General features: G+C 38.8%; 20 protein-coding genes and 1 pseudogene. 7 read left to right on the top strand and 14 right to left on the bottom strand.

Annotated features, from left to right (window positions below; translation table 11 throughout):
• The 8 genes and pseudogenes from QZ620_RS06730 to QZ620_RS06695 form a co-directional block, all read right to left on the bottom strand.
• Positions 1-838: pseudogene (locus QZ620_RS06730) on the bottom strand (sodium:solute symporter); the annotation flags it as partial.
• A 108-nt stretch (positions 839-946) separates the two neighbouring features.
• Complete coding sequence (locus tag QZ620_RS06725; protein WP_295180241.1) at positions 947-3,436, bottom strand: PIG-L family deacetylase; 2,490 nt, start codon at positions 3,434-3,436, stop codon at positions 947-949.
• A 68-nt stretch (positions 3,437-3,504) separates the two neighbouring features.
• Positions 3,505-4,044, bottom strand: a complete 540-nt coding sequence (locus QZ620_RS06720) for a mechanosensitive ion channel domain-containing protein (RefSeq protein WP_295180240.1) — start codon at positions 4,042-4,044, stop codon at positions 3,505-3,507.
• Positions 4,044-4,931: a septum formation inhibitor Maf gene (locus QZ620_RS06715; protein WP_295180239.1), complete on the bottom strand. Its 888-nt coding sequence runs from the start codon at positions 4,929-4,931 to the stop codon at positions 4,044-4,046. Before QZ620_RS06715 ends, QZ620_RS06720 begins: the two co-directional genes overlap by 1 nt.
• A 27-nt stretch (positions 4,932-4,958) precedes the next feature.
• The gene (locus QZ620_RS06710) at positions 4,959-5,543 is read right to left on the bottom strand and encodes a Maf family nucleotide pyrophosphatase (protein ID WP_295180238.1); all 585 of its coding nucleotides are present in this window, start codon (positions 5,541-5,543) and stop codon (positions 4,959-4,961) included.
• A gap of 2 nt (positions 5,544-5,545) precedes the next feature.
• Positions 5,546-6,460, bottom strand: coding sequence for a geranylgeranylglycerol-phosphate geranylgeranyltransferase (locus QZ620_RS06705; RefSeq protein ID WP_295180237.1), 915 nt, complete (start codon positions 6,458-6,460; stop codon positions 5,546-5,548).
• Positions 6,461-6,976: an HAD family hydrolase gene (locus QZ620_RS06700; protein ID WP_295180236.1), complete on the bottom strand. Its 516-nt coding sequence runs from the start codon at positions 6,974-6,976 to the stop codon at positions 6,461-6,463.
• Positions 6,960-7,721, bottom strand: a complete 762-nt coding sequence (locus QZ620_RS06695) for a DUF2520 domain-containing protein (protein ID WP_295180235.1) — start codon at positions 7,719-7,721, stop codon at positions 6,960-6,962. Before QZ620_RS06695 ends, QZ620_RS06700 begins: the two co-directional genes overlap by 17 nt.
• 126 nt (positions 7,722-7,847) lie before the next feature.
• On the opposite strand from QZ620_RS06695, the gene ccsA reads away from it, so the two are divergent.
• Positions 7,848-11,009 carry a cytochrome c biogenesis protein CcsA gene (gene ccsA, locus QZ620_RS06690; protein ID WP_295180234.1) on the top strand — a complete coding sequence of 1,054 codons (3,162 nt, stop codon included), beginning with the start codon at positions 7,848-7,850 and terminating at the stop codon, positions 11,007-11,009.
• Between the two features lie 73 nt (positions 11,010-11,082).
• On the opposite strand, the gene fumC is transcribed toward ccsA, so the two are convergent.
• Complete coding sequence (fumC, locus tag QZ620_RS06685; protein ID WP_295180233.1) at positions 11,083-12,480, bottom strand: class II fumarate hydratase; 1,398 nt, start codon at positions 12,478-12,480, stop codon at positions 11,083-11,085.
• A 275-nt stretch (positions 12,481-12,755) separates the two neighbouring features.
• Between fumC and QZ620_RS06680 the strand changes: the two genes are divergently transcribed.
• Together QZ620_RS06680 and QZ620_RS06675 are read left to right on the top strand one after the other, a co-directional pair.
• Entirely contained in the window at positions 12,756-13,265 is a 510-nt protein-coding gene (locus tag QZ620_RS06680; protein ID WP_295180232.1) for a hypothetical protein, read from the top strand.
• 123 nt (positions 13,266-13,388) lie between these two features.
• The gene (locus tag QZ620_RS06675) at positions 13,389-13,565 is read left to right on the top strand and encodes a hypothetical protein (protein ID WP_026916335.1); all 177 of its coding nucleotides are present in this window, start codon (positions 13,389-13,391) and stop codon (positions 13,563-13,565) included.
• 52 nt (positions 13,566-13,617) lie between these two features.
• On the opposite strand, the gene QZ620_RS06670 is transcribed toward QZ620_RS06675, so the two are convergent.
• The 4 genes from QZ620_RS06670 to prfB all read right to left on the bottom strand — a co-directional run bounded on the left by QZ620_RS06670 (position 13,618) and on the right by prfB (position 18,165).
• Positions 13,618-16,179, bottom strand: coding sequence for a TonB-dependent receptor (locus QZ620_RS06670; protein WP_295180231.1), 2,562 nt, complete (start codon positions 16,177-16,179; stop codon positions 13,618-13,620).
• A 111-nt stretch (positions 16,180-16,290) separates the two neighbouring features.
• Positions 16,291-16,659 (bottom strand): hypothetical protein, encoded by a 369-nt coding sequence (locus QZ620_RS06665; RefSeq protein WP_295180230.1) that lies wholly within the window; start codon positions 16,657-16,659, stop codon positions 16,291-16,293.
• A gap of 11 nt (positions 16,660-16,670) precedes the next feature.
• Positions 16,671-17,015: an arsenate reductase (glutaredoxin) gene (arsC, locus tag QZ620_RS06660; protein WP_295180229.1), complete on the bottom strand. Its 345-nt coding sequence runs from the start codon at positions 17,013-17,015 to the stop codon at positions 16,671-16,673.
• A gap of 51 nt (positions 17,016-17,066) precedes the next feature.
• Positions 17,067-18,165, bottom strand: a protein-coding gene (gene prfB, locus QZ620_RS06655; protein WP_295180228.1) for a peptide chain release factor 2 whose coding sequence is annotated in 2 segments (ribosomal slippage) — positions 17,067-18,101 and positions 18,103-18,165 — 1,098 coding nt in all. Because the reading frame shifts where the segments join, the coding sequence is not laid out codon by codon here.
• 95 nt (positions 18,166-18,260) lie between these two features.
• Here prfB and QZ620_RS06650 point away from each other — a divergent pair.
• From QZ620_RS06650 to QZ620_RS06640, 3 genes are all read left to right on the top strand, one after another.
• On the top strand, positions 18,261-20,648 hold the full coding sequence (locus QZ620_RS06650) for a zinc-dependent metalloprotease (RefSeq protein WP_295180227.1): 2,388 nt from the start codon (positions 18,261-18,263) through the stop codon (positions 20,646-20,648).
• Positions 20,649-20,723: 75 nt separating this feature from the next.
• Positions 20,724-21,752, top strand: coding sequence for a GntG family PLP-dependent aldolase (locus QZ620_RS06645; protein WP_295180226.1), 1,029 nt, complete (start codon positions 20,724-20,726; stop codon positions 21,750-21,752).
• Between the two features lie 78 nt (positions 21,753-21,830).
• Positions 21,831-22,346 carry a redoxin domain-containing protein gene (locus QZ620_RS06640; protein ID WP_295180225.1) on the top strand — a complete coding sequence of 172 codons (516 nt, stop codon included), beginning with the start codon at positions 21,831-21,833 and terminating at the stop codon, positions 22,344-22,346.
• Positions 22,347-22,391: 45 nt separating this feature from the next.
• On the opposite strand, the gene QZ620_RS06635 is transcribed toward QZ620_RS06640, so the two are convergent.
• Positions 22,392-22,715 (bottom strand): YbaB/EbfC family nucleoid-associated protein, encoded by a 324-nt coding sequence (locus QZ620_RS06635; protein ID WP_295180224.1) that lies wholly within the window; start codon positions 22,713-22,715, stop codon positions 22,392-22,394.
• Between the two features lie 64 nt (positions 22,716-22,779).
• Here QZ620_RS06635 and QZ620_RS06630 point away from each other — a divergent pair.
• Positions 22,780-24,678 (top strand): S9 family peptidase (locus QZ620_RS06630; protein WP_295180222.1); only part of this gene is annotated, 1,899 nt, incomplete at its 3' end.

Raw genomic sequence — 24,678 nt, 5'->3', positions numbered from 1 at the left:
GTACTTTCAGGAGTCCGTTAAAGATCATTCCTAACTGACTTTCCCTGACAGATCCACCAGATAAATAGCGTTGTACCTGGCTTTGATCTGTTCCGAAGTAGGAGAGCATAAGGAAGGTACCACCAATGATTCCACTCCATATCGTGTACCTGTTGTTAAAATCGAAACTAAAATCGAGAACATCCATTTTACCACTGGTGCCAGCAATTTCCAGCGCTTTCGTAAAGGTGACTTCCTCTGGCAGGTAACTAAGAATTATGAAAAAGGCAACGAACATACCTGTGAGGATAACGGCCATTTGCTGTTTATGAGTGACACTTACCGCTTTAGTTCCTCCTGATACCGTGTAAATAATTACCAGTACTCCAATAGCGATGGTAAGATAGGTAAGGTTCCAGCCCAGAACCGCTGAAAGAACAATTGCCGGTGCAAAGATGGTGATCCCTGCCGCCAGTCCACGCTGAATTAAGAATAGTATAGCTGTTAGGGTTCTTGTTTTCTGATCAAAACGTGACTCGAGATACTCATAAGCTGTATAAACCTTTAATCTATGGTAAATTGGTATGAAGACGATACATATAATAACGATCGCAATGGGCAGGCCAAAATAAAACTGGACAAACCCCATTCCATCATGGTACGCCTGTCCCGGAGTTGATAGAAAGGTAATCGCACTGGCCTGGGTTGCCATTACAGATAAGCCGATGGTCCACCATCTGGCGTCTTTGCCACCTCCAACATAATCTTCAACATTCGAACTTCCGCGAGACTGGTAAACTCCATACCATACTATAAACGCGATCGTACCAATTAGAATGATCCAGTCTATTAATTCCATATTAGGCGAATAGGTTCATGATTAGATAGAAAATAACGATATAAAGAACGTTAGCGATAAGCACGATTGTATAACTTTTCTTCCACTGGTATTTTTCTGGCTTTTCCATTATTTTCCTAGAGAGATCATATTAGCAAAAAGTCGATATGCTCCCGGAACTGCCTCAGGAAATTGTCTGAAAAAACTAAGTCCTGTATAGATATAATATCCTTTTCCATATCTTGCGACCAGTAAACTTCCTGAAGATGGCTCTTCATTAGGATCATTCATATATAAAGGAGCTTCAAATTCTGCTGACCAGGAATCGGCGAAGTATAAACCTCTTTCCTGCACCCAATTCTTGAAATCTGAACTTCCCAGTTTATTCGGGGAATTTAAGAGCTCGTGCTCAGGCAGGTTGAAACCGACTTCCGCATTTTCATTGGTCACTCTATCCCGAGAAAGCTGCAGGTTGAAAGGAGCAATCTGGTCTGTAACCAGTCCGCGATTGGTATTGTATTGTACAATAAGATTCCCGCCTTCTTCTACGTATTTGAAAAGTTGTTTTTTCTGAAATTTAAGATCCTCAATAATATTGAAGGATCGAATTCCAAGAACCACGGCGTCATATTTTTTTAATGAATTCACATTAATTGTTGATGGATTGAGCATGTCGACCTTGTAACCCATCTGGCGTATCGCTTCCGGTACGACGTCACCGGCTCCAGCAATGTAACCAACAATTTCACCTTTTTTCTTGATATCTAATTTAACCAGTTCCAGCTTTGATTTTTGAATGAGGTTCTGCCCGGGAATATAATCGTAGTCAATCGAAATAACATTTTGATCATACATGTTATTTTCTGTCTCAAGGACTGGATGTAAAGTTATTTCACTTTGACCTTCAGGAGGAAAAATCGAAAATTTAAAGGTTTGTGTGCCACCTTTTGGCGCAATGTTTACTTTAAATTCAGCTGGTTTAATGCTCCAGTCTTTTTCGGATTTTAATTTTAAAGTTCCCGAGAGGTCAGCTTGGTTGGCTTGAATCGTGATCTCAGCAGTTTTAGATTCCGAAGAATTAAAAACAAGAATATCTTCGTGTAAATTGAGTTCAGCCTTCGGGATAACCTTAAAATTCTCATAAGTTTCTCCGGAAACCGGGTCGTTGAATTTGTAAAGGATCGGTTTCTCAAAAGTTATAGGCTCGCCATTAATTTCAAGATTGAATATTGCTTTATTCTGAAGTGGTGTTTGAGGTAAACCTCGAAGATTTTGATCATCTACTTTATACATCCCAATGGAACCTTCAAATTTTAACCAGTATGGATTGGTAAAATCTGCATTTTCCGGAAGTCGGAATTCCAGGTTTTCATTCCAGGATGAATTGTTATCTAAATTTTCTGCTGGTTCTATTGTCGTATTATTCGGAACAAGCTCTACGGAAATTAATTTCACCTGAGCAGCACTTCTATTGATCGCTTCCAGTTTTATAGGAACTTCTTCTGAAGGTGTTACGGAAGCTCGATCTGCAATGGCTTCCAGATAAAGTCCGGAACTGGCATAAATGATATCCTTGATCTCCCGCGTTTTAATCTCCAGCCAGTGTTTATCCTGAAGATCCTGAATGAGATGGTAAGCTTTCAGAAGCTCTGGGAGAATTTTAGAAGGATCTTCAAAATCAAAATTCTCCTGAACCTTGGTTAAAATAGAACCAATTTCTTTCCCTCCCTGAATTCTATTCCAGCTGGTATCAATTCCGTCGAAAATATTAGTTTCATCTGTCGGCATTTCACCTTTGATAAGCTCGATATACTCCTTTTGCTTGCCGCGACTTCCGGTACTTCCAAAACCCTGTGATTTATGCTGACTTCTACTAAGACTTGCGATCTCTGGATTAGAGAGTCCTTTCATGGGAAAGTACGTTCCGGTATCGAACGTGAGGAATCTCGATTTATCAGCTTCCTCAAATGCTTCGGTACCACCATAGAACCATGGAGAGGTGTTAAAGAAAAGTCTCTTTGGATCGTAGGTCCCGACCAATTCCAGCTGATCCTGAAACTTGCTTGCATCACCAGCCATTTCAAAAGCTTCCAGGCTTAACATAGCAGAACAAGTATGGTGCCCGTGAGTGCTTCCTGGTGTACGATGATCAAACCTATTAATGATCACATCTGGTCTGAATTTTCGGATAATCCATACAACATCACTAAGAACCTCATTTTTGTTCCAGATTTCCAGCGTTTCTGATGGAGTTTTGGAATAGCCAAAATCATTAGCACGGGTAAAGAATTGCTCTCCGCCATCGATTTTTCTGGCAGCCAGTAATTCCTGAGTTCTTATCATCCCGAGTTGCTCTCTTAATTCTGGTCCAACAAGGTTTTGACCGCCATCACCTCTTGTTAAGGAAAGGTAAGCAGTTCTGGCATTCACTTCATTTGAGAAATGAGAAATCAACCTGGTGTTTTCATCATCTGGATGAGCTGCCACATAGAGAACAGAACCTAAAAAGTTTAGTTTCTGTATTTCTGAATATATATCTGAAGAACTCCATTTTTCAGGAGCCTGTGCATTGGAGAAAGTAAAGCCTAGTAAGAATAGGGTAAAAAGTATTTTCCGCATTGAATAATAGGTTTCATCAAATATAAAAGATTTCACATCGTCCTGAAGCCTATTTTAGATCTTTTAGGCTAGAGAGCATCTTTTCCTTCGTCTTTGCCATCTACGCGATGCTTAAGAGTAACCGCTTTTTGTAGAATAAGGTTGTTAGGATAGGTGACAAGTTCTCCTTCCCGTGTTCGAAGATGAAGATGGAAAGCCTTAATATCCTCGATCTCTGCCTCAATATCCAGATCCTTATCGTGGATCTTGATAGTATCACCTATCTTATATGGAAAGGAAAAGAATAGAATGATTCCGCTAGTTACATTGCTCAAAATAGACCAGATGGCGAACAATGCAACTCCAATTACCGCGAATACAGATGAGAAGATCAATGATAGATCTGTCAATCCAACACCCCAGGCGAGCGCCAGCAGGAATGCCGCGATAAGAATGATAAGAATATTAATGTATTTAAACATCAACCTGGTGCGGGTGATGTTAATCTCGCCTCTACGACCTACCTTGTTCGCGGCCGTTCTCAGTAAAAATTGTATTAGAAGTAAAATAAATAGTACTGCAAGTGAATACAGTAATTCATAGCGGTAGGTGAGAAGTAATTCCTTCATTAATCTAGTTCTAATTTCTCGCGCAAATGTAAATCTTTATTCGAATTTTTATTCCAGTAATCGGTTCTTAATCTTGCTTTTTTCGTGGCAGTGGTCGTTAAAATTTCTGCATTAGGACTATTGTCTACTGGAGCTGATTCTTCCCATTTTTCAATAGTAAAAGGAGGTATTTTATTAAGATAAATCTTTATGGTTCGATTTAATTGCGGATAGTACAACTGGTAGATATGATGCTGCTCACTGGTAAGAAATTGTCCTTCAGCATTTAATGCACTTACAGGTAGATGATTCAGTCTTAAAAATTCGAATGATGGCAGTATTTTAAATGAGCCTACCGGAACACGATCAAGATCAATTCTTAGTAAATTCCATATCTCGTTTTCTAGATGAATGGGATTTAATTTTAAATACTGATCTGCTTCTCCGGCGAAATAGGAGTGACTGGTTATATCAAAATCTTCCCGGTTATTTAATTGCATATAAACCTGGCCGCACCACTCCTGTACTGAAGTTGAAATTTTTAGCGCATGTTCATTTCCGTCGAGTGGAAAGAAACTGCTTTGCATAATACTGTAAGGATAGATACCTGTATTAAAATTCTTGGTGCTGTTCAGTTTGAGAACAGAAACTTTGTTGAAAGATTCATCGCTTGATTTCACCTGTTCTGATGCCGAAAAGTCTTCAGTTACATAAATAAGGGTGGCGGTGCCTTTTCGTAGTTCACCGTACCGGGATTGTTCGAGATCGTAAGTTGTAATTTCTGCTTTTCCGGAATACCAGTAGTCCTTAAATTCTTCAGTTAATCTGAATTCGTTTCCGTATGATTCCCTGTCTGCACAGGAAACGATAAGCATTGAAATCGCGAAAAGTGTAAGGTATCGTTTCATCGTTATGATGACAATTTACGAATTTTACTATTTAAGTATGCGTTTCAGGGTTTTATAGACCAGATTCGTAGGTAAACCAACCACATTAAAGTAGCTTCCGCTAATAGATTCGATCCCAATTAAACCTATCCATTCCTGTATGGCATAACCACCAGCTTTATCGAAAGGTTTATAATTAGCTACGTAGAACTCAATCTCTTCTCGCGTAAGATCTGCAAATGTTACTTTGGTGGTGTAATTTAGAACTTCCTGCTTACTTCCGTAAGTAAAGCATACCGAAGTAATGACTTCGTGTTCTTTACCTGTAAGCATATTGATCATTTCCACGGCGTGATCATGATCTCTTGGTTTTCCAAGTGCCTTAGCATCACAATACACAATGGTATCACTCGTAATCAATATCTGGTTTGCTTTTAGATCTTTGAATGCTTCTGCCTTTAATTTTGAAAGAAAATCTGTGATCTCTCTGCCTTCAAGATTTTCGGGATAGATCTCGTCTACAGAGCGCACATCTATGGTCACAGGAATTAGAAGATCTTCGAAAAACTTCTGTCTTCTGGGCGAGCCTGAAGCAAGAATGATCTCGTGGTCATTTACTAAATTCTGGATCATAGTTAAAGGATTATAAATTGTAATAGGCCTATAGATAGTAAACCGAAAAATAATACAGCTTTTAAAAGTTTACTTAACCTTGAGTATTCAGATTTTTTTGATGCTGTCCAGATATTTACCTGGAAGAATAGTAGTGGAGCGAGCAAAAGAAATAATGCGTAGACCACAGCCGCCGTGTTTCCGAAGAGATATTCATAAACATAATAGATCAGGAAACCTATAGGTACAAGACCTAATAAGAACAATATCTGATTTGTGCGTTTTTTACCAAGTGCGATAGGCAATGTCTTATAACCGGCATTGTAATCTCCATCAATATCCTCCTGATCCTTTATGATTTCACGAAGCAAATTCACCAGGAATGCGAAGATGGAATAATCGATTAAAATTGAGAAGATTGTGGATTGTGTAGTTTGATTCAGCGGAGTGATCGCAGGTAGCAGGTCATAAAGTCCAACACCAATTGGGATCAGGCCTACGATAAGGCTTACCAGAATGTTTCCTATAAGAATGCTTTGCTGAAACTGGGAATTGTAGAGGTATAAAATTGCCGAGCCGAATATAAAAAATGCAGCAAAACCCGGAACACCAACCATATTGGAAACGTAAAATCCTAAGCCAACACCAATAATGTTCAACACGAAGAACATGCGGTATGCACTTTTTTCAGAAATACCGCTTTGAATATAGGTTTTGGATGGCTTATTTTTTTGATCGGCTTCTACATCAAAAATATCATTGATCACGTAGCCAGAAGCCGCAACCGAAACTACTGCCAGTACCAACATGGAAAATCCAAATAAGTTTAAGGTGATCGCCACACCAAACGGCGCGAACAAACCATATTTAATAAGATACATGGTAAGGGCAATAAACAGCAAATTTCCTGGCCTTATCAGCTTAAAATAATCCAGCATTTATGAATTCTTTTCCATCCATTTTCCCTGAACTTTCATCACTTGCTCGATCACGTCACGAACACAGCCTTCCCCGCCATTTTTATGAGATACATACAATGAAATTTTCTTTAATTCTGGAACTGCATCCTGCGGGCAACAAGGCAATCCTACCAATTTCATAGGATAGTAATCTGGAATATCATCACCCATGTATAAGACCTGCTCCGGTTTAATGTCGTAAATGTCAAAGAATTCATCCATTTGCTCCACTTTATCGTCCACTCCAAGATAAATATCAGTAATACCAAGCCCACGAAGTCGCTCGCGAACCCCTTCATTTTTACCGCCGCTAATAATACATACGGTAAATCCAGCTTTTAGAGCCATTTTCATAGCATAACCGTCCTTGGTATTCATAGTTCTTAAAAGCTCGCCTTTGGTTGAAATCTGTAATGAACCATCGGTTAATACGCCATCAACATCAAATACGAATGTAGTGATCTGGTTGAGGTATTCTTTATAACTTTTTTCCATGTGTTTTTTGAATAGAGTCGGTTAGTGCTTTATAAATTATTTGTCGGTCCTCATTCAGCATTTGTAAATGAGTTTCGATTGTTTTTTCGTCGTTTCTTAGGGCTGGACCAGTTTGAGCGTCATATGGTGGCAGATCCTGAATCTTATCGAAAGTCTCCTGAATAAGCGGCCTTAAAATGTCAAATGGTAATTCGTTCTCATGGCAATAATCTGCCGCTATGGTAAACAGGTGATTTGTGAAATTGTTCACGATCACTGCGGAAAGGTGCAAGGCTCGTCGTTGTTCCGAATTTACCTCGAAAACCTTTGAAGATATTATATTTCCTAACTCCTTCAGTTTCGCAATATTTTCTTCTGAATTAGCCTCGATACAAAGAGGAATATCTGAAAAACTTACTTCCTTATTTTTACTGAAGGTTTGCAATGGATAGAATATTCCGAAGTTATCTAACATCGATAAATTATCCATCGCTACACTGCCGGAAGTATGAACTACAAGTCCCTTGTTAATACTTAATTTTTGAGCGACCTCAGAAATTGCTTCATCGCGCACCGCAAGAATGTAAATATCTGCTTCAGCCAGCTTAGCGTAATCACTTATGACTTCAGTAGTATTTCCAATAAAGTCTAATTTTTCCGGTTTCCGGCTAAACAATTGTATCACATCAACTTCAGGCGTTAACTTGAAGCTTTGGTACAGGTGAATGCCAACATTGCCGGCACCCAGGATTACTACTTTTATCATGCCGCTAAATTACCAAAAATTTCAAGGTATAGAAATTAACAGGTGTTGACTTGAGATTCGAGGTTTTGGCCGCTAAAAAACGATAAAATATCGTTAAATTTGCAGCCGTTAAAAAGACACTTTTTCATGCAGAAAAAAATAGCCTCTATCCTTTTTTCTACCCGAATAATGGCCGTCCTGTTTATCATCTTTGCAATTGCCATGGCCATGGGAACATTTATAGAAAGCTGGTACAGTATCGAAACGGCAAGAATTCTAATTTACAATACCTGGTGGTTCGAAGGGATCATGTTATTTCTTCTCATCAATTTCGTTGGGAATATCAAGAGATATAAGCTTCACGAAAAAGAAAAATGGAGTAGTTTATTACTGCACCTTTCCTTTATTCTCATCTTAATTGGAGCATTTGTAACCAGGTATATCAGCTACGAAGGGGTGATGCCAATTCGTGAAGGTGAAACTACCAATAAGTTCATGACTTACGAGACGTACCTGACCTTCTTTATAGATGGGGAGATCGATGGTGAAGCGCGAAGAAGAGTACTGCAGGAGGATGTTCTATTAGGTCCTGAAGTAGAGAACGACTATGTTCTGAATACCGATTTTAATGGTACACCTGTAAAATTTGAAGTTACGAATTTTATTCACGGAGCAGAAGAAGCTCTGGTTCCTACAGAAGACGGCGAGAATTATCTTAAAATCGTAGAAGCCGGTGATGGCTCTCGACACGACCATTATCTTAAAGAAGGTGAGGTTAGCAATATCCACAATACTTTATTTACGCTTAATAGTCCGCAGGATGGCGCTATCAATATTCAGCTTACTGAAAATGGGGAATACCAGATAGATTCTCCATTTGAGGGAACCTATATGCGTATGGCAGATCAAAAGCAGGGAACTTTGGTTAGTGACTCTACACAAACTCTTATGTTGAGGTCGCTTTATAATATTGGAAGCATGCAATTCGTAATCCCGGAACCAGTGGTTACCGGAGAATATGATGTGGTGCCTACTAACCCTAAAACGAAGCAGGATCTTGATGCTGTAACGCTGGATATAACAGCCAATGGTAAAACAGAAACGATCACATTGCTGGGCGGTCAGGGAACTGTAGCAGATCCACAGGCGATCAATTTTGACGGATTGGAAGTTTTTGTTAATTACGGCAGTATTGAAAAAGAACTGCCATTTGCTTTAAAACTGAACGATTTCATTGCAGAAAAATACCCTGGTACTGCAGATAGAGCAACACCTGGTTACGCAAGTTTCAGGAGTGAAGTGGAGATCGTGGAAGATGGAGAAAAACCTGAGCCTTATTCTATTTATATGAATCACGTACTGGATCATAAAGGTTATAGATTTTTCCAATCAAGTTTTGACCCGGATGAAAAGGGTACAGTACTTTCTATAAACCGTGATTTCTGGGGAACCTGGATCACTTATATAGGTTATTTCTTATTGTATTTCGGACTTATGTGGATATTGTTTGACAAAGGTTCCCGTTTTGGTAATCTAAAAGTGATGCTGGAAAAGATCAAAGACAAGAAAAAGTCATTGGCAGTAGTAGCATTAATGCTAATGTCATCTGTTGGTTTTTCTCAAGATGATGATCATGCTCACAATCAGAATTCGAAACAGCAGATCGATAGTATCATTGTATCTAATGCTGTGAAAGAAGAGCACGCTGATAAATTTGGAAGATTGATCATTCAGGATGCCGGAGGAAGAATGAAGCCTGCAAATACGTATTCTTCAGAATTACTTCGGAAATTAAGTAAAAGTGATACTTATGCTGGTTTAAGTTCAGACCAGGTATTGGTTTCTATTACTGAAAATCCTGCATTCTGGTACCAGGCACAGGTTATTTATGTAGAAAAGAAGAACGATAGTCTGCACCAGATCCTTGATGTAGAAGAAGGTAGAAAATACCTTGCTTTGATGGACTTTTTCGACGAAAAAGGAGGTTATAAACTTTCTCCTTACCTGGAAGGTGCTTATAAAGCAGCTGTTCCGAATAAATTTCAGAAGGATTTTATAGAGACAGATAAAAAAGTAAATCTTTTATATCAGGCAGTACAGGGAAAAGTACTGAAAATATTCCCTATTCCTGAAGACGAGAATAATAAATGGGTTTCCTATCCCGAACTGGATGAAACCAATTTCACAGGAATGGACTCGGTTTATACAAAGCAGATCCTTCCGCTATATATGAGTGCTCTTAAAACTGCACGGGAGACCAGCGATTATGTAAAAGCAGATCAATATCTGGAAAGCATTCAAAGCTTTCAGGAAAAATTTGGGGGAGATGTAATGCCTTCCGAAGATAAAGTGAATGCTGAAATCTTATACAATGAATATGATGTCTTTAGAAACCTGTTCTGGATGTACATGCTTGCTGGTCTGGCCATGCTGGTGTTTGTGATTGTCCAGATCTTTAAGGACAATAAAATTATACGAGCTCTTATTTATACCGGTGCGGCGGCGATCATCATTCTTTTTTTAGTGCATACGGCAGGACTTGCGGCCAGGTGGTATATTTCTGGACACGCTCCCTGGAGTGATGCGTATGAGTCGATGATCTACGTGGCTTGGGCTACTATGTTCTTTGGGCTGGCCTTTGGTAGAAAATCAAATCTTACGATCGCATCTACTGCTTTCGTTGCTTCTATGATCCTTATGATCGCACACTGGAACTGGATGGATCCGGCAATTGCCAATCTACAGCCGGTACTAAATTCATACTGGTTAATGATTCACGTGTCTGTGATCGTTGGTAGTTATGGTCCGTTTACACTGGGAATGATCCTTGGAGTGGTTTCACTGCTATTAATGATCCTTACCAATGACAAGAACAAGAAGAAAATGGACATTAATATAAAAGAGATCACCATCATTACTGAAATGGCATTGACGGTTGGTTTAGTAATGCTGACGATCGGAAACTTCTTAGGTGGCCAGTGGGCTAATGAGAGCTGGGGACGTTACTGGGGCTGGGATCCAAAAGAGACCTGGGCTTTGATTAGTATCATGGTATATGCCTTTGTGATCCATATGAGACTGGTTCCAGGTTTACGAAGTAGATGGTTCTTCAACCTAATGGCGATTATTGCTTTTGCAAGTATTATGATGACTTATTTTGGAGTGAATTTCTACCTAAGTGGTTTGCATTCCTATGCGAGTGGAGATAAGGTGATCACTCCAACATTTATCTATTATACCTTAGGTGCTGTAGCAATTTTAGGAACTGTATCTTACTTTAAATACAAGAAACACTTCGCTAAGAAGTAGATATATCTTTAAAATTCTGATATAAAAAAAAGCCTGCTTGTACAAGCAGGCTTTTTGATTTTAAGGTAATTGATTATTTAAGATTTCCTACCATGTCTTTTGGATCTACCCATTCATCAAATTCTTGGTTTGTGACATAACCTAGATTGGCAGCTTCTTCTTTTAAGGTCGTACCATTCTTATGGGCTGTGTTAGCGATTTCAGCAGCTTTGTAATATCCTATTTTGGTATTCAAAGCAGTAACCAGCATCAATGAGTTATTTAAATGCTCTTTGATGCGTTTGTCGTTGGCTTCGATCCCACGTGCACAATGTTCCTCGAAAGAGAGACAGGCATCACCTATAAGCTGTGCACTTTGTAGCAAAGCGTTTGCCATTACCGGTTTAAAAACGTTTAGTTCGAACTGTCCTTGCATTCCGCCTACGCTCATGGTTACATCGTTCCCCATGATCTGGGCACAAACCATGGTAAGTGCTTCACACTGGGTTGGATTAACCTTACCAGGCATGATCGAAGAACCTGGCTCATTCGCCGGAATATTGATCTCTCCAATACCACTTCTTGGTCCGGAAGCAAGCATTCTGATGTCATTTCCTATTTTGTTCAGCGAAACAGCGATCTGTTTTAGTGCTCCGTGAGTTTCCACAAATGCATCATGTGCTGCCAATGCTTCAAATTTATTTCCAGCAGAGATAAAAGGCATCTCCGTAAATTTTGCGATAAATTCGGCTACCCTTTTTGAATATCCTTTCGGAGTGTTAAGCCCGGTTCCTACCGCAGTTCCACCTAAAGCAACTTCAGATAAATGTGGTAAAGTATTTTCCAATGCTTTAATGCCATAATCTAACTGTGCTACGTATCCGCTGAATTCCTGACCAAGGGTTAGGGGAGTGGCGTCCATAAAATGCGTACGCCCAATTTTCACGGTATGCTTGAATTCTTCAGATTTCTTCTTTAAAGTATCTCTTAGTTTCTTCAGCCCGGGAAGCGTATTCGTAGTCACTTTTTTATACGCAGCAATATGCATTCCGGTCGGGAATGTATCGTTCGAAGATTGAGATTTATTCACATCATCATTTGGTTGAAGTGTTTTTTCCCCTTCACCAATATTCTTACCTGCGATCTGGTGAGCTCGGTTGGCGATCACTTCGTTCACATTCATGTTACTCTGTGTACCACTTCCGGTTTGCCAGATCACCAATGGAAACTGATCATCGTGTTTTCCTTCCAGGATCTCATCACAAACCTGAGCGATAAGGTCTCTCTTTTCCACAGGGAGAACTCCAAGTTCACAGTTGGTATATGCGGCAGCTTTCTTTAAATAAGCGAAACCATATATAATATCCAATGGCATGGAGGACGCAGGTCCAATTTTGAAATTATTCCGGGAACGTTCCGTTTGAGCACCCCAGAGTTTATCTGAAGGAACTTTAACTTCCCCCATGGTATCTTTCTCTATTCTATAGTTCATATTTTAAAAATTGGTTGTTTCGCAAAGTTAATATTTCGCTAATCTTATTAATCTAAAAAAACTTTAAAATTGGTGGTTCTTTTATTCTGAATTATATAAATCTTAAATCAGGCTTTAATCTATTAGAAGAGCTTTGAAACACTCGTTATTTCTCCGCTTTGTAGATTTTAAAATACTGTAAACCAATTATCTAAAACAAAATAGGGGGAAATTCCCTTTTCATTGCAACACAACTAGCTTTATCTTTAGACTATTGTTTAACTAAATTCATAATAATGAAAAGACAGCTAGTATTACTCGTTTTTTCATTAGTTGTTTCAATATCCCTCGCAAGTTGTAGTACTAATGATGATGGTCCTGCAGATTCAGATCAATTTCTGAATGCTGGTGTAAACGGAGTTCTTTTTAACTCATCTAATAATTCTGCTGCTCTGAGCTTCCACAAAGATTATAATTCCATGGAAACGCTTAGCTTGAATGTACGATCTATTTCTGATAATGGTGAGATTCTCGATTTTCAGATCGAAAATTTTACCGGCATTGGAATTTACAGTCTTGATGACCAGGTTTTCAATAAAAACTGGTTGAGTTTTAGTACTCACGATCAGGAGCTATGGGCAATAATGCCTAATGGTGCTCCAAACGATATGACTAACTTTATTGAGATCACGAGTAATCCTGATAATCGTATCGAAGGAAAGATCTCCAGTAGTAAATTGTGGAACGAACAGCAAAGTAATTACGCACCAATAGAGGGGCAATTTAAGTTGAATATTCGGCTTTAATCTCATCAATCAAAAGGCGAACAATTCCCTAAGTTTAATAATTCTTCAAAAAGTGATCAAATTCCTGTGATAAGCGATCAGGTATTTATATCTTTGACCTGATTTAAATCAAACTTTACCATTATGTTCGAATTCGATCAATACCTTGGATTTTTAGCGTTCCTTACGATATTAACGATGGGTTTCTGGCTTATGATCTTCCTGGTAGCTTTCGTTCCTTATTGGATCGGTGGGTCTGTTGGAGAATTGATCAAAGAAAAACGTGAAGCTCGTAAAAAAGCTAAAGCGGAAAAAGCATAAAAAAAAGGGACTTATTTAAGTCCCTTTTTTTATTTCCTGTCATACCAGATTATTAAAATTCACCTTCGTCATAATCATCGTCATTTCTTCTCTGTTGACGCTGTTTCTTCTGATTAAACCTGTAGATAAAGGATACATTCACTGCCTGACCTTGTCTCCATTGGAATTCACTGTCCTGTTCAAAGAATTCAGTATTCGTATAAGATGATCTCTTTCTACCATTTAGAATATCACTCACATTTAATGCAATAGTAGCTTTTTCATTCAAGATTTCTTTACTCAAGGCTAAATCTATAGAAAGGATACCATCCTGAGTCCCCTGAATTTCATCTGATGGTCCTCGATAAAAAGCATTGGTTTGCCAGTCAATTTTTAGCGGAAGTGTCACTTTTGAACTAAATCGCGCGAACCAGCTTGTGTTTTCGGTATTATAACTATCCCCATTAAATTCACCATCTAGCTTAAATCTAAAGTAATTAAAGCTACCATTTAATCTTAGCCATTCGGCAGGATTGTATAATACCCCAAGTTCACCACCCATTCTATCGTTTGTCGCCAGGTTAAAAGGGATGCTCCTAATAACTGTTTGCGGAATTGTTTCTGGTCCCTGTTCAGGAAAATCAGGATTAGCAATCTGTATATCAATTTCCTCCTGTACTCTCTGAAATGCATCAGTTTCTCTCTGATAATAAACTGAAGAAGTTAAAGTAAGCTTCTCCCATCTTTTTAAGTATCCAATATCAAAACTGTTTGAATAAGCTGGTTGAAGATTTGGATTTCCCTGAAAAATATTATTTCGACTGCTTCTAGATGGAAACGGATTAATATACCAACCTCGAGGTCTGTTAATTCTACGGTTATATCCAAATGTGATATTTTCTTCTTCCGCGATTTCGTAGATCACATTTAATGTTGGGAACAACCCAAAGTATTTATTATCAAAATTTGTAGTAATATCAAAACTAAACTCTTCTCTTAATTCTTCCTGAGTAAGTTCAGAATCAATATCACCTTTTAGTTGTGTATGCTCAGCTCTTAATCCTAAAAGAAAACTAAATTCTCCGAATTTTGTACCGTACTGTGTATACCACGCGTGAACATTCTCATCATAGTCAAAAATATTAGTCTGATTACGATTCAGAATAAAATTACTATTACGGTCCTCTTGCAACAGTGAGTAATCGGTTACCTCATTTTCAAAGTTTCCTCGATACCCAGCTTCAAATTGCGAATCCTCTCCTATAGGTCTCACATAATCTGCCTGCAGTAAATACTCTTTTTGATCTTCAGTAGTTAAAGTTCTTTCTCTGGGGATGAAAATCTCTCCAACATTAGTAGCATTAAAATTAATTGGCTCACGGATAAAGGCTTCTTGCTCTTCCTTATCACGTTCTATTTGAAAGTCTGTAGTTAATTCATGTCCTTTATTATCAAACTTATTTACATAATTAATTGAGAACTGCCAGCTGTTGTCTTCTTCAACCTGATTTTCAAGACGTGTGGTTCCCAGCACTCTGTTACCATCTAAGAAATAGTCGTTTACATTGGTAGTAAGATCTTCATCATCTCCAAGTCTATAGAATAAGGCTCCGGTTATGGAAGATTGATCATTTAAATAGTATTCTATTCCTAAATTGGTATTGAAGCCTCTATTGATTCTGTCATAATCCCTATCCTCAACATTTCGATCGTATTTAAGACCGTCGAGAAAAGTATCTTCGCGAGTATCAAAATATCGAGTATCAAAGAAAGCTTCACCCGGAGATTCTCTATATCTGTAGCCCGTGGTGGTGAAAAGATTATATTTATCGGTTCGGTAATTAAAGTTTGCGTTGATCCCTGCGTTGGCCGGATTCCCACCATTAATGGTCAAGGAACCATTGAATCCCAGAGTTTCCTTCTTCCTAAGAATAATATTAATTATTCCAGCTGTACCCTCTGCATCATATCTTGCGGAAGGTGAGGTGATAACTTCAACTCTCTCAATAGCTTCAGCTGGTAGTTGGCTTAAAACATCCGTACTACCAAAACCGGCCATTGCAGATGGTTTACCATTTATAAGTATTCTAACATTCTCATTTCCTCTAAGACTTATACCTCCTTCTATGTCTACCGTCACTGAGGGAACATTGTTCAATGCATCGCTTACAGTTCCTCCGGCCGTGGTAAGATCTTTTCCAATGTTATAGATCTTCTTATCAAGTCTAACATCTACCTGAGTAGTTTCTGCCCGAACAACTACTTCATCGAGATTTTCAGATCCTAAGCCAAGCAGTATAGTTCCCAGGTTCAGATCTGAATTTACATTTCGGTTTTTAAATACTTTAGATTCGTATGAGATAAATTCAACCGTGATCGTATAGGTTCCTTCCTGAACCGTGATTTCAAATTCACCATCTATATTGGTAACAGTACCATCTACCTTTGAAGGGTCGTTGGTGTTCTGAACTGCAACAGTTGCATATTCCAGAGGAACATTTAGCTCATCGTCCAGAACCTTACCGGAAATGGTGTATTTTTTAAGAGGTGAAGGGCCCTGAGCATAAGATTTAAAACTCAGCAAGCCGATAAACAGGAATAGTAAACTTAAGGTGTAGATCTTCCGATTGGTCATTATATAATTTTAACCTATGACCATAGGAAACCCACTTAGTTTAATGAACGAGGGTTAAAATATTGTTAAGCGCAAAATTTGGTTTAATAAACAATTGCAGCTATTTGTAAATCAGGATTTTCTGGTAAGCTGTTTGTTCAAATGAATATAATTTTGGAATTGCACTTCATCCAGAAATTTTTGGAGTGATTTGTATTCACTCTTCTGGATAGTTTTCAATTTATTCACTTGCTGCCCTGTTCCTAAACTGGAATTAATGATTTCGTTCTTCTTAATAGTGTATTCTATGATCGAATCTTCCAGAAGTTGCGTCTGGTCTAAGGTGAGGTTTAACTGATTTTTCCAGGTTAGAGCGAGCTCAGCGGCGATTTCTCTAATTTCTCTACGATTTTTTTCATGAATATGGATCTGAGAGTATACGAAACCAGCTACTGCCGCAGCGGCCAGACCAATAATTGTAATCCTGTATTGTAGTTTCATATGAGTAGTAATTATAGCAATTTATCAATTTCCGCAGCAGGTCTTCCAACTACTGCGTTTTTATCATTTTCGACAATAGGTCTTTCAATCAATTTAGGATTTTCTACCATAATCTGGATTAATTCATCCTCACTTAGATCTTTCCCTTTATAATTCTCTTTCCAGACCTTTTCTCCAGTTCGCACTAATTGAATAGGGGTAAAACTTAATTTCGCAAGTAGCTGTTCAAGCTCCTTTGCTGAAAGTGGATCTTTAAGGTATTCCCTTATTACAAATTCCTTACCAGAATCCTTCAGAAGTTCGAGTCCTTCCCTGGATTTCTTACATCTTGCGTTATGGTAAATAGTGTATTTCATCAAGTCTTAATATAAACATTTCAGATTAAAAAATAAAAGCTTTAATATGAACTAATCTTCATTTTTCTGACCCATCATCATCAAAAAAGCTTTCAAAAAAGGATCAATAGCGCCGTCCATTACTGCATCGACATTACCGGTTTCTTCCGCAGTTCTAACATCTTTCACGAGTTTATAAGGATGCATTACGTAGTTACGAATCTGCGAGCCCCATTCTATCTTCATTTTAGAATCTTCGATTTCTCTTCGTTGCGCCTGTCTTTTCTGAAGTTCAATTTCAAATAACTGACTCTTTAATAACTGCATCGCCTTGTTCTTATTTTCAAGCTGAGACCTGGTTTCAGAATTTTCTATAACGATTCCAGTCGGCTCATGACGAAGACGTACAGCAGTCTCCACTTTATTTACGTTCTGTCCACCAGCTCCGGAAGATCTCATGGTTTCCCAGCTAAGATCTGAAGGATTGATGTCAATTTCTATCGTATCGTCTACAAGTGGGTACACATAAACAGAAGCAAATGAGGTGTGTCGTTTGGCATTACTATCAAAAGGAGAAATTCTAACAAGTCTGTGTACTCCATTTTCACCTTTTAGCCAACCAAAGGCAAATTCACCTTCGATTTCCAGTGTAACCGTTTTAATTCCAGCTACATCACCACCCTGGTAATTAAGTTCCCTGATCTTATACTTTCGCTTTTCAGCCCACATCATGTACATACGCATAAGCATTTCAGCCCAGTCGCAACTTTCAGTACCACCAGCACCCGCAGTAATTTGTAAAACCGCGCTCATGCTGTCTCCCTCTTCGGAAAGCATGTTTTTAAACTCGAGGTCTTCTATAAGATCAAGAGCATCTTCATTTCTTTTCTGAACATCTTCCGCAGAAGCCTCACCCTCCTTATAGAACTCGCAGAGAACCTCAAGATCCTCTACTAAAGTTTCGGCTTTTGCATATTCATTCACCCAACTTTTCTCAGCATTGACCTCTCTCATAATCTGTTCAGCCTTTTTAGGGTCATTCCAGAAGTCTGGAGCAAAGGTCTTTTCCTCCATATTGGTTATTTCAATCTTCTTGGCATCAATGTCAAAGATACCTCCTTAACGCAACCAGGCGCTCTTTGAGATCTCTTATGTTCTCGGTAGTAATCATATGTTCGATTTGATGTAAAAATAGAATTTAGGGGTGTTTCGGGAAAGTATTTAACGAATAATTTTTAGCTTTAGACGGCTTTAAAAAATCCATCTATGCGCTACTTCTTATCTATCTTTCTGGCATTCAGTATATCCATGTCCATAAACGCCCAGTTCCTGGAGAAAAAAGAGAATCTGAAATCTTATGACGGATTTTTTGATTTTCACTATAACGAAAATGAGGACGAGATCTACCTGGAAGTTGACAGCTTAAATACTGCTTTTTTATATACCCAGTTCTTAACCACCGGAGTAGGATCAAATGATATTGGTCTGGACAGGGGCCAACTAGGCAATACGAAGATTCTGGAATTTAGAAAGGCAGGTAATAAATTGCTATTAGTGGAGCCCAACCAAAATTATCGCGCTATCACTTCCAATCAGGCTGAAAAGAATAGTGTAAAAGAAGCATTTGCAGAGTCGGTTATATTTGGTTTCGAAATCAAAGAAACTAAAGAATCAACTTATATCATTGATCTTACACCGTTTCTAATGCAAGATGCACATGGCGTTAGTGAGAAGCTGAGGAAAGGTAAATTCGGTTCTTACAGCCTCGATAAGTCAAAGAGTGCTCTGAGCCTGGATCGAACTAAAGCCTTTCCAGAGAACGTGGAATTCGAAGCACTTCTTACATTTTCGGGAAAACCCACTGGAAGGACAGTAAATTCTGTAGTGCCAGACGCCAGTAATCTTACGGTTAAGCAGCATCATTCTTTTGTGAAGTTACCAGACGATAATTATAAGAAACGTGTGTTCGATCCCAGAAGCGGTGCAATTTTCATTTCTTACCAGGATTATGCAAGTCCGGTTTATGAACCAATCACAAAACGTTATGCGATACGGCACAGGCTGGAAAAAAAGAATCCAGATTCGTTAGTAAGTGAAGCTGTTGAGCCTATTGTTTATTACCTGGACCCCGGGACTCCCGAGCCTGTTCGCTCTGCGTTACTGGAAGGTGCAGCCTGGTGGAACGAAGCTTACGAAGCCATTGGGTATAAAGATGCCTTTCAGGTTAGAATGCTGCCTGAAGACGCTGATCCTTTGGATGTTAGATATAACGTGATCCAGTGGGTTCATAGATCTACCAGGGGCTGGAGCTACGGAGCGAGCGTTGTAGATCCAAGAACTGGAGAGATTATCAAGGGGCACGTAAGTTTGGGTAGTTTGAGGATTCGCCAGGATTTTATGATCGCACAGGCGCTTTTAAATAGTCCATTTGCGAAATCTGATGAGAATACTCAACCTATGATGGCACTTGCGCTGGCCAGAATTAGACAGCTTTCTGCCCATGAGGTGGGGCACACTATAGGATTTGCACATAATTTTGCGGCAAGTACGAATGACCGCGCATCTGTAATGGACTATCCTCATCCACAATTTAGTTTGGAAAATGGAGAAATTTCTGCGGAAGATGCCTACGATGTAGGAATAGGAGAATGGGACAAGGTTACTGTTCAATATAGTTATGGGGATATACCAAAGGGTGAAAAAGATGTTGAATATTTGAATGAGACTCTTGAAGATGCCCAAAAAAACGGACTCATTTTTATCTCTGATGCTGATGCGCGGGCTGCAGGAGGAGCAAATGCATTCGCTCACTTATGGGATAATGGTAATAACGCGGTTGATGAACTTCGAGATGTTCTGGAAATCCGGAAACAGGCAATACAAAACTTTTCAGCTGATAATATTCGAAATGGTGAGCCATTCTCAGTCCTGGAAGATGTGTTTGTACCGTTATATTTTTTCCATAGGTACCAAACTGAAGCCGCAGTAAAACTTGTGGGCGGACTGGAATATGAATATGCCGTTAAAGGAGCGGATAATTTAAATGTAAAAATTCTGGATGGAAAGATTCAGAAGAAGGCGATTAAAGAGATATTGAAAACTCTCAAAGCTGAAGAAATTGCAATTCCTAAGGAGAAGCTGGAGCTGTTTCCGCCACGTGCTTTTGGATATAGTCGTGACCGCGAAAGTTTTAAAAGTAATACCGATGTTGCCTTTGATATTTTTGGAGCTCCAGCAACTGCAGCAGGAATGACCATGCAATTCCTTTTTCACCCTGCAAGAGCTGAAAGGTTAATTCAGCAGAAGGCAGTAGATAATAGTAATCCAGGTCTGGAGTTTTTGCTGCAGGAAACTGTTCGCAATACGATCAAGTCAGATTACAAGGATGAGTACTATAATAAAGTTCAGCAAGCAATAAATTTTGTGGTTTTTAAACACCTTCTAAATCTTGCCGCCAATGACAAATCTACGAGCCTGGTAAAATCAATTGCGAACGCTGAGATTGATGAGTTACAACAATGGCTTCGGAAGAACAATTCCGCAGTAAACAGAGAAATGCTGAGAAATATCAAAGAATTCAGGGAACATCCAGAGCAATTTCAGGTAAAGCTGAATATTCCGAAGATACCTGATGGATCACCGATTGGTAACTAAATGTTTTATCCAGGCTGAATTAGGATTGGCAGGAGTTTTTAAGTTTTTAACTTAGCGAGCAGTAAAAATGATGCAATGAAAGAAATAGACTTAAGAAGTGATACGGTAACCAGGCCAACTAAAGGAATGATGCAGGCAATGATGACTGCGGAAGTTGGTGATGATGTATATAAAGAAGATCCAACTATCAATGCTTTGGAGAAAAAGCTAGCTGATATGTTTGGGATGGATGAGGCCTTGTTTTTTCCTACTGGAAGCATGGCGAACCAGGCGGCGATCAAATTACATACTCAACCCGGAGAGCAACTCATTTGTGATAAGTGGGCGCATGTATTCAATTATGAAGGTGGTGGTGTTTCCTTTAATAGTGGTGTTTCCTGTAAACTTGTAGATGGAGACCGCGGGATGATCACTGCTTCCCAGGTAGAAGAAAATATAAATGCTCCAGATTTTTATCATAGTCCGTTGACTACTCTTGTCTGCCTTGAAAACACTACGAACAAAGGTGGAGGAGCATGCTATGAACTTGAAACCATCCAAGAGATTCGTAAAGTGTGCGATCGCCATGAACTTGGTTTGCATCTTGATGGAGCGAGACTTTTCAATGCTTTTGCTGAAAAAGATTATACTCCCAAAGACTTCGGAAAAGTATTCGATACCATTTCGGTTTGTCTTTCCAAAGGTTTGGGAACTCCGATGGGATCAGTTCTCATAGGTAAAAAATCTCTGATGAAAAATGCCATTAGAGTGCGAAAAGTTCTTGGAGGAGGAATGCGCCAGGTAGGTTTTATGGCTGCCGCGGGAATCTATGCTCTGGATAATCATCTTGAGCAACTGAAGAAAGATAATGATCGCGCAGCAGAACTTTCAGAATTATTAGCGCAACAACCCTATGTCAAAAGTCTCGAACCTACCGAAACCAACATTATTATATTCTATCTGAAGGATGGTGTAAAAGAATTGGAGTTTATGCAAAAGCTCGATGAGAAGAACATACGAATTAGTAATATGGGACAGGGAAAACTTAGAATTGTAACACATCATGATTATACCGAGGAGATGCATCAATTCTTTACGGAAACTTTGGAGGAAATACGTTTCTAGGCTTTCTTAACTAAATATTAGCAGGGCTTTATCATAGAAGAAATAGGCTTTCCTGTAATTTCGGAAAAACTTAAAGCAATGAAAAATTTAAGACCAAGACAGGCAGTTCCAGAACTTATAGTGAAAACTACTAATGGTATGGACTGGAACCTGAGAGATAATCAACCTGAGAATTTTACCATGCTTATTTTTTACCGAGGGATACACTGCCCGGTTTGTAAAAGCTACCTGGAAGAATTGAACACCATGGTGGGTGATTTCAAAGATAAAGGAGTCAATATTATCTGTGTAAGTTCCAATACGAAGGAGTTAGCTGAGAAAACTGTGGAAGAATGGGATGTCGATAACTTAACTATAGGTTATAGTTTTGATGTGGAAGATGGAAGAAAATGGGATTTATATGTATCTGAAAGGATCAAGGATTCTGAACCTGCTGAATTCGTAGAGCCAGCTCTATTCCTGATAAGACCCGACAGCACTTTATATTCAGCGAGCATACAGTCAATGCCGTTCGCAAGACCACAATTTGTGGATCTCATTAAGTCGATCTCTTTTGTGAATAAAGAAGATTACCCTGCCAGAGGAGAGGCATAGTAATTTTAGAATAAACAAAAAAAAGCGGGCATTGCCCGCTTTTTTTTATTTGAACATATCCATTCCGGGAATGTCTGGCATTCCATCCTTAGCTGCAGATCCAATTTCAGCTTCGTTGATATCTGTCGCCTTTTTGATCGCTTTGTTCATAGTAAGAACCAGGTAATCTTCCAGTTGTTCTTTATCATCCAGTAATTGCTGGTCTACACTAAAATTTTTGACTTCACGATTTGCGGTGATGGTAACTTTTAGCAGTCCATCTGCAGATTGTTCGTCTATTAGAACAGTATCAAGTCTCTTTTTGGTTTGCTCTACTTTTTCCTGGGCTTCTTTCAGCTTATTCATCATGCCCATCATATCTCCAAACATATCTATTTCGTTTTAAAAATTGGTAAGCTCAAATTTACTAAATTCAGGTTTGAAATATGCCATTATGAAAAGACTATTCGTTATTCTGTTAGGATGCATTACATTTGCAAGCGCTCAAAAAAACAATAATTTGGAAAAGAATTTGCAGGCTCCGGTCGCCAAAAAGATCGAGAAAAAATTAGAGAAGCACGGTGATGTGCGTATCGATAATTATTTCTGGATGAATCAGCGGGAAGATCAGGAAGTACTGGATTACTTGAATGCTGAAAATGCATACAACGATAAAATGACTTCCCATACAAAGGATTTTCAGGAGAAATTATTCCTGGAGATGAAGGGCCGTATCAAAGAAGATGACGAGTCTGTTCCGTATAAGTTAAATGGTTACTGGTATATTACCCGGTTCGAGAAAGGATTTGATTACCCGATATATAGTCGTAAGAAGGAAACTCTTGAGGCAGATGAAGAGGTGATGTTCAATGTGAACGAGATGGCGAAAGACTTTGATTATTATAGTCTTGGAGGTCTCAATGTATCTCCAGATAACACGATGGTGGCTTTTGGAACTGATACGGTAAGCCGAAGACAGTATACCATTAGGATCAAAAACCTGGAAACAGGTGAGATCTATGATGAAAATATTGAAAATACTACAGGTGGTTCCACCTGGGCGAATGACAATAGAACGCTTTATTATACTAAAAAGGATTCTCAAACTTTAAGATCCTTCAGAATCTATAAGCACATTCTGGGAACAGATCCCGAAACCGATGAGCTTGTATATGAAGAGGAGGATGAAACATTTAACTCTTATGTTTACAAATCCAAATCCAGGGAATACATCATTATAGGTTCTCATAGTACGTTAACTACCGAGTACCGTATTCTTGACGCTAATACGCCAGACAAAGAATTTAAAATTTTCCAGCCTCGTGAGCGCGGACTTGAATATAGCATCGCACATTATAAGGACGATTTTTATATAGTCACCAATAAGGATGATGCCACTAATTTTAAATTGATGAAGACTCCGCTTGCTCAAACTGAAAAGGAGCACTGGGAAGATGTAATTCCTCATCGAAAGGATTTCTTATTGGAGGATATCGATATCTTTCAGAAATATCTAGTGGTAAGCGAAAGAACAAACGGACTTAATAAGATAAGGATCATCGAGTGGGAAGGTAATAAGGAATACTACATTCCGTTCGATAACGAAACCTATACTGCTTACACTTCCATAAATCCTGATTTTGACACAGATTTGTTGAGGTATACCTACAACAGTCTTACTACTCCAACTTCAGTCGTGGAATATAATATGAAGACCGGAGACAAGACAATATTGAAAGAGCAGGAAGTTCTGGGTGGAAATTTTGATAAAGATAATTACATTTCAGAACGTATCTGGGCTACAGCGAAAGATGGTACTAGCATTCCTGTTTCTTTGGTTTATAAAAAAGGACTTCAGAAAGATCAAAAAAATCCCATGCTACAATATGCTTACGGTTCTTATGGTTCTACAATAGATCCTTACTTTTCAACTGTGCGACTGAGTTTGCTGGATCGCGGATTCATTTATGCCATTGCACATATTCGAGGTGGTGAATATCTGGGCAGGGAATGGTATGAGAATGGTAAACTTTTTCAGAAGAAAAACACATTCACAGATTTTATAGATGTATCTGAATTTCTAATTCAGGAGAATTATACTTCTTCCAATCATTTATATGCCATGGGAGGTTCAGCTGGAGGTTTATTGATGGGTGCAGTTGTAAATATGGCTCCCAATTTATATAATGGGGTAATTGCGGCCGTACCGTTTGTAGATGTCATCACTACAATGCTGGATGATAGTATTCCTCTTACAACAGGCGAGTATGACGAATGGGGTAATCCCAATGAAAAGTCATACTATGATTATATGAAGTCATATTCTCCATATGATAATGTAGTTAAACAGGAT

Source organism: uncultured Christiangramia sp. (genome assembly GCF_913046405.1).
Taxonomy (GTDB): domain Bacteria; phylum Bacteroidota; class Bacteroidia; order Flavobacteriales; family Flavobacteriaceae; genus Christiangramia; species Christiangramia marina.
This window is presented reverse-complemented; position numbering and strand designations above follow the sequence as displayed.

What these genes read in the sequence shown, in the direction of transcription:
- QZ620_RS06715 (WP_295180239.1), bottom strand. Translation starts at nt 4,931, where the DNA reads ATGAAACGATACCTTACACTTTTCGCGATTTCAATGCTTATCGTTTCC.
- QZ620_RS06705 (WP_295180237.1), bottom strand. Translation starts at nt 6,460, where the DNA reads ATGCTGGATTATTTTAAGCTGATAAGGCCAGGAAATTTGCTGTTTATT.
- QZ620_RS06635 (WP_295180224.1), bottom strand. Translation starts at nt 22,715, where the DNA reads ATGTTTGGAGATATGATGGGCATGATGAATAAGCTGAAAGAAGCCCAG.
- QZ620_RS06645 (WP_295180226.1), top strand. Translation starts at nt 20,724, where the DNA reads ATGAAAGAAATAGACTTAAGAAGTGATACGGTAACCAGGCCAACTAAA.
- QZ620_RS06700 (WP_295180236.1), bottom strand. Translation starts at nt 6,976, where the DNA reads ATGGAAAAAAGTTATAAAGAATACCTCAACCAGATCACTACATTCGTA.
- fumC (WP_295180233.1), bottom strand. Translation starts at nt 12,480, where the DNA reads ATGAACTATAGAATAGAGAAAGATACCATGGGGGAAGTTAAAGTTCCT.
- QZ620_RS06640 (WP_295180225.1), top strand. Translation starts at nt 21,831, where the DNA reads ATGAAAAATTTAAGACCAAGACAGGCAGTTCCAGAACTTATAGTGAAA.
- arsC (WP_295180229.1), bottom strand. Translation starts at nt 17,015, where the DNA reads ATGAAATACACTATTTACCATAACGCAAGATGTAAGAAATCCAGGGAA.
- ccsA (WP_295180234.1), top strand. Translation starts at nt 7,848, where the DNA reads ATGCAGAAAAAAATAGCCTCTATCCTTTTTTCTACCCGAATAATGGCC.
- QZ620_RS06670 (WP_295180231.1), bottom strand. Translation starts at nt 16,179, where the DNA reads ATGACCAATCGGAAGATCTACACCTTAAGTTTACTATTCCTGTTTATC.
- QZ620_RS06720 (WP_295180240.1), bottom strand. Translation starts at nt 4,044, where the DNA reads ATGAAGGAATTACTTCTCACCTACCGCTATGAATTACTGTATTCACTT.
- QZ620_RS06680 (WP_295180232.1), top strand. Translation starts at nt 12,756, where the DNA reads ATGAAAAGACAGCTAGTATTACTCGTTTTTTCATTAGTTGTTTCAATA.
- QZ620_RS06725 (WP_295180241.1), bottom strand. Translation starts at nt 3,436, where the DNA reads ATGCGGAAAATACTTTTTACCCTATTCTTACTAGGCTTTACTTTCTCC.
- QZ620_RS06650 (WP_295180227.1), top strand. Translation starts at nt 18,261, where the DNA reads ATGCGCTACTTCTTATCTATCTTTCTGGCATTCAGTATATCCATGTCC.
- QZ620_RS06665 (WP_295180230.1), bottom strand. Translation starts at nt 16,659, where the DNA reads ATGAAACTACAATACAGGATTACAATTATTGGTCTGGCCGCTGCGGCA.
- QZ620_RS06675 (WP_026916335.1), top strand. Translation starts at nt 13,389, where the DNA reads ATGTTCGAATTCGATCAATACCTTGGATTTTTAGCGTTCCTTACGATA.
- QZ620_RS06710 (WP_295180238.1), bottom strand. Translation starts at nt 5,543, where the DNA reads ATGATCCAGAATTTAGTAAATGACCACGAGATCATTCTTGCTTCAGGC.
- QZ620_RS06695 (WP_295180235.1), bottom strand. Translation starts at nt 7,721, where the DNA reads ATGATAAAAGTAGTAATCCTGGGTGCCGGCAATGTTGGCATTCACCTG.